The following is a 4,843-nucleotide window of genomic DNA, read 5'->3' as shown; positions in this document are numbered from 1 at the left end:
TGATCCAACTCCTTCTGCACCTGTGGTTACAGGTGAAACGGGTTGGAGATTCGTTGGTTGGGTGCCTGAGCCGAGTGCAACAGTTACTGGGAATGCTGTGTATGTGGCGCAGTGGGAGCAGGAAATGTTTACCGTACGTTTCGTAAATTGGGATAATACGCTTCTAAAAGAAGAACGTGTTGCATATGGTGGTTCTGCTACTGCCCCTGCAAATCCCACACGTACAGGCTACACTTTCACCGGGTGGAGTCACACATTTAACTATATAGTCTCTGATCTTACTGTTACAGCGCAATATAGGCAAAACGATAACACCGGCACAACACCCGGTGGTCCCTCTTCCCCCAGCACACCTCCAAGTACCAAACCCCCAACAACTCCCACACCTCCACCAGAAACATCGCCCTCGTCTCCACCAACGGAAGTTCCGCCTGATGGTGGTGAGGAGGAACCTTTGGCTGTTTGGGCACTTGTGAACCTTCTGCTAAGTGTAACAGGGGTCATATTGGCAATCATAATAATCATTTATACACTACTGCAAAAGAAACAAAAACAAAAAATACAGCAGAAAAACGCTAAGAACCAGAATGAAACAAAGTTCAATAATGAACAGAGTGGCGACAATGATAAACAACGCAGGAACATATGGCTATTTACAGCAATTGCCCTGGGTATTGCAGGACTTATAGTATTCATACTCACTGAAGACATGACCCGCCCAATGGCACTAGTAGACAAATGGACAATTGTAAACGCTATCATTTTTATAGTGGAAATAATCGCCATAGCTCTTATCTTCAAACGTAAAAAGAATAACGAAGAAAAAGTTGCGTATACAGTACATTACTGTTTACAGGGTACCACGACTCATGTGGGTTTAGGCAAGACTTCTGGGTTTGGCCCTGTTGGTCTTGCTGTAACCGAGATTGCACCCGATATTGTGGGATATGCGGTAACAGGTAAGAGTATGGTATCTTTAACTCTTGCTGAGGATGCATCGAAAAACGTGATTACCTTCTATTATGTACCAAATGGTAACGCTGAAAACTAACCGCAAAAATATTTAATCCGTAACTTTCGGTTTTTAGGTAATATGTGTTTTTGAGTTTTTGCATCACGTTGATTGGATCAGTGATTAACGTTTGATGTTTAAGTAAATTATCTCGATATTGATTTAATATCCTGATCTCTTAGCGAAATTACAATATACAAGCCTCAAAATAATAACTAACAAACGTATATTTTGAAAAACAATTAACCACCAACTAAACAAAATTTCAAAAACTCCCAACAAAACAAGCCAAACAATATCCATCGGAAAAAAGACCCAAACAAACATGCTAATCCCAAACAGAAACTACCACGGCCTCTTCCCCACACCAAAACCCACACCAACAATAAAAACAATCCAAAGCACAGGAACAACCACCACCCTAACACAAATCGCAAACCAACTACAACTCACAACCACCCTAAAACGCCTTCCCAACCAAACACAACCAACTCCTAACCCCCGTCTTCGACATGCTATGTCAAGGCAACACCATGACATACATCCAAGACTGGCTCAACCAAACCAAACCAAACCTCACCCAACCCCTAAACGACATAGACGCAAGTCAACTCTTCGCATCCATAAACCCACAATAAAAAACAACCTTTTTCACCAACTGGATAAAAACCCGTAAAGACAAAGAACACCACGTCTACGACGTAACCTCAATATCTACCCACTCAAACAACCTCGAACTAAAAGAATGGGGCTACAACCGTGACCACGACCACCTACCCCAAATAAACCTGGGAATCTACTACGGTGTAACCTCCCACATACCCACATACTACGCCCTCTACAATGGAAGTATCCCTGACAAATTCTACCTAGAATTCATAATGACCAACGCACAAAAACTAGGACTAAACACAATAAGTCTCATTTTAGACCGTATTTTTGTAACGGAGGACAATTTTAACTATCTCTATAAAAATAGTTATGATTTTGTCACGGCTTTAGATGCTGATAGGGTAGAAGCGCGTAAACTTGTTGATGAGAACAAGTCTGAGGTGCGTAAATCGGTTAATTGTATTGGGGCGTTTGAGGTTTATAGTCTTAAGTGTCCGGTTGAGCTTTATGGTCATAGGCTTTGGGCGCATGTTTATTTTGATGCGGAGAAGGCGGCGTTTGATTAGAAGGCGGCGTTTGATTAGAAGGCGGCGTTTGATTAGAAGGCGGCGTTTGATTAGAAGGCGGCGTTTGATTAGAAGGCGGCGTTTGATTAGAAGGCGGCGTTTGATTAGAAGGCGTTGTATTTGCGTATTGAGCGTTTGGAGGTTGAGCTTTTGAATATGAGTAAGCCGTGTAAGGGGGCGGCTAGGCGGTTTAAGGATTATTTTAAGGTAGAGGTGCTTTTAGATGAGGTGGAGGAGGAGACGGTGAGTTTTGTGTTGGATAGTGTGTTGGTGGATAGGTGGCTTGGTCGGGCGGGTTTTTTGTTTTGCTTAGTAGTAGTTCTGAGTTGAGTAGTGGGGAGGTGTTGGGTTTGTATCGGTAGTGGGGTATGGTTGAGAAGGGTTTTTGCGCGTTTAAGTGTGGTTTGGATTTTAGGCGTGTGCGTGTTCATTGGAATCGTACGTTGGAGGGGAAGGTGTTTGTTGGATTTTTGGCTTTGGTTTTGTGTTCTTATATGCAACGTGTATTGCGGGCTAGTGTTGAGATAAAGCATTTGTCGTTTGATAAGGTGTTGTTGGAGCTTGAAAAGATTCGTGTGGTAACTTTGGCTGATCAAACCCAAGCCGTCACACCCTTAACAAAGTTGCAAAGAACTATTCTTGAAGCTCTCAAAGTTCCCCTCGACACCCTATCCATGCAACCCGCCTAAATAACCTGTATATTACAAAAACACGCAGAATTCAGGTTTTATTATAAGTTTCAGCAGTATTGATTCTATCCCTGGTTAGAATCTCCTTCGGGCAAGTTAAGGCTGTGCAACACGTTTCATAAAAGCATACTCTTAATCGCTCTCACCTATCTCTTTACTGCTTTTATGGATTTGTCAAAGAAAATCCTTATCCGATAGTTGTCTTCAAACTTTAGAATGTTTTACCTGAAAGTTTTGGTGTCGTTTGCTTCTTTTGATATAGAAACGTGAGAAAAATTTTACTGTATGTTGGTTTATTGTGTTGTTATGCCAAGACCAATTACTAATGAAGAAAGAGAAAAAATAATCAAACACAAACAAAACAACGAAAATGAAGCTGATATTGCACGTTGGCTCTTTGTTAGCGAAAGCTCAGTAACAAAACTCTGGGCGCTATACCGAAAAACAGATTCTTATCTGCCAAACTACAAAAACTGCGGCCGCCCCTCAAAACTAAACAATAGCCAAATAACCCAAATCAAAACCGAAATAACAAAAACCCCCGACATCACCCTTCTGGAACTAATAGAAAAATTTAGCCTCCCCATATCCGAATCAGGCCTTAGTCGAATGTTTAAAAAACTGGGCTTAACATTTAAAAAAAGATGTTCTATGCAGCAAGACAAGATCATAAAGACAGCCAAAAGGAACGTGAACAATGGAAAATAATACAAAAGCATTTTTTGTTGAGGAATTTGGTTTTTCTTGATGGATCCAGCATAAATTGTGCTTTGTCGCGTCTTTATGGGTGGGCTGAAAAGGCTGAGCGGGTGGTTGAGGGTGTGTCTGATGGTAGGTTTCAAAGGTTGTCGGTTTTATCGACTATAAGACTTAGCGGGTAGAAGGTTTTGTCTGTTTTTAGAGGTACGTTGTGTAAGGAGTTGTTTGCGGATTATTTGCAGAATCGGTTTGCGCCAAGTCTTGGTGTGGATGATGTTTTGGTGTTGGATATAGTCGGTTCATCGGTCAAAGTTGGTTTGTGAGGTGTTTTCGCGGTGTGGAATTAAAGTGCTTTTTCTACTAGGTATTCTTCTGATTTGAATCCTATTGAGCTTATGTGGTCAAAAATTAAAGCCATTTTGTGAAAGTTGAAGGCAAGATGTTACAGGGGTTTTGTAGTGGCGCTGTCTTTTGCGTTAAGTAAATTTTCTCTTATCGATATTGAAAACTGGTTCAAACACGACGGGTGCATAGTAAAACATTAATCAAGTTGCTATAAACATATTGACACATGCAGATTGATGTTACAGTAAAAGGAAAAAAGGGATGATTTTGTTGGAAATTTATGGATATTGTCGAGTTTCAGGAAAAGATCAATGTGAGAGCAGACAGACCTTTGCAATGAGTGAACTACATATACCGCAGTCACACGTGTTTATTGACAAGCAGTCAGGTAAAAATTTTAACCGTCCTGCATACAAGACTCTTGTGGAGAAGCTTCAAGCGGGCGACCTTTTGTATATCAAAAGTATTGACCGCTTGGGACGCAATTATGAGGATATTCAAAATCAGTGGCGTATGTTGACAAAGGAGAAGGGTGTTGATATTTCGGTTATTGATATTCCGTTGTTGGATACTCGTCTAAATAAAGATCTTATGGGAACTTTTATTGCTGATTTATTTTTGCAGATTTTGAGTTTTATCGCGCATAACGAATTGACAACCATTAGGCAACGCCAGCGTGAAGGCATAGCGGCCGCAAAAGCAAGGGGTATTCGTTTCGGACGACCAGTCAAGGACGCGCCGAATAACTTTAGTGAATTGTTAAGGCGGTGGGGTGAAAAGCAACTAAGTACTGATGAAATTCTCGAAATATGCGGTATGGGCCAAGCCACTTTTTACCGCCGACGTGCTGAATACTTTACCATTAAAGGGCAAACTCCGTAACTATTCTCAAATACTGTATCAAATGGTGTACTTTTTGA

General features: G+C 41.2%; 6 protein-coding genes. 5 read left to right on the top strand and 1 reads right to left on the bottom strand.

Annotation, left to right across the window (positions count from 1 at the left end; genetic code table 11):
* Together FWF39_RS11885 and FWF39_RS11880 are read left to right on the top strand one after the other, a co-directional pair.
* The coding region (locus FWF39_RS11885; protein ID WP_343383653.1) for an InlB B-repeat-containing protein at positions 1-1,051 on the top strand (1,051 nt) is incomplete at its 5' end.
* An 842-nt stretch (positions 1,052-1,893) separates the two neighbouring features.
* The gene (locus tag FWF39_RS11880) at positions 1,894-2,190 is read left to right on the top strand and encodes a hypothetical protein (protein WP_343383652.1); all 297 of its coding nucleotides are present in this window, start codon (positions 1,894-1,896) and stop codon (positions 2,188-2,190) included.
* A 197-nt stretch (positions 2,191-2,387) separates the two neighbouring features.
* Here the strand turns inward: FWF39_RS11880 and FWF39_RS11875 are convergent, their stop codons facing one another.
* Positions 2,388-2,621, bottom strand: a complete 234-nt coding sequence (locus FWF39_RS11875) for a hypothetical protein (protein WP_343383651.1) — start codon at positions 2,619-2,621, stop codon at positions 2,388-2,390.
* 102 nt (positions 2,622-2,723) lie between these two features.
* Between FWF39_RS11875 and FWF39_RS11870 the strand changes: the two genes are divergently transcribed.
* From FWF39_RS11870 to FWF39_RS11860, 3 genes are all read left to right on the top strand, one after another.
* Positions 2,724-2,879 (top strand): hypothetical protein, encoded by a 156-nt coding sequence (locus tag FWF39_RS11870; protein WP_343383650.1) that lies wholly within the window; start codon positions 2,724-2,726, stop codon positions 2,877-2,879.
* A gap of 306 nt (positions 2,880-3,185) precedes the next feature.
* Entirely contained in the window at positions 3,186-3,587 is a 402-nt protein-coding gene (locus FWF39_RS11865) for an IS630 transposase-related protein (protein ID WP_343383649.1), read from the top strand.
* Between the two features lie 603 nt (positions 3,588-4,190).
* The gene (locus FWF39_RS11860) at positions 4,191-4,805 is read left to right on the top strand and encodes a recombinase family protein (protein WP_343383648.1); all 615 of its coding nucleotides are present in this window, start codon (positions 4,191-4,193) and stop codon (positions 4,803-4,805) included.
* Positions 4,806-4,843: the final 38 nt, after the last annotated feature.

The sequence above is a fragment of the Candidatus Bathycorpusculum sp. genome (genome assembly GCF_009778815.1).
GTDB lineage: Archaea > Thermoproteota > Bathyarchaeia > Bathyarchaeales > Bathycorpusculaceae > Bathycorpusculum > Bathycorpusculum hydrogenotrophicum.
Note: the sequence above shows the minus strand (reverse complement) of the source record. Positions and strands in the feature narration are given on the sequence as shown.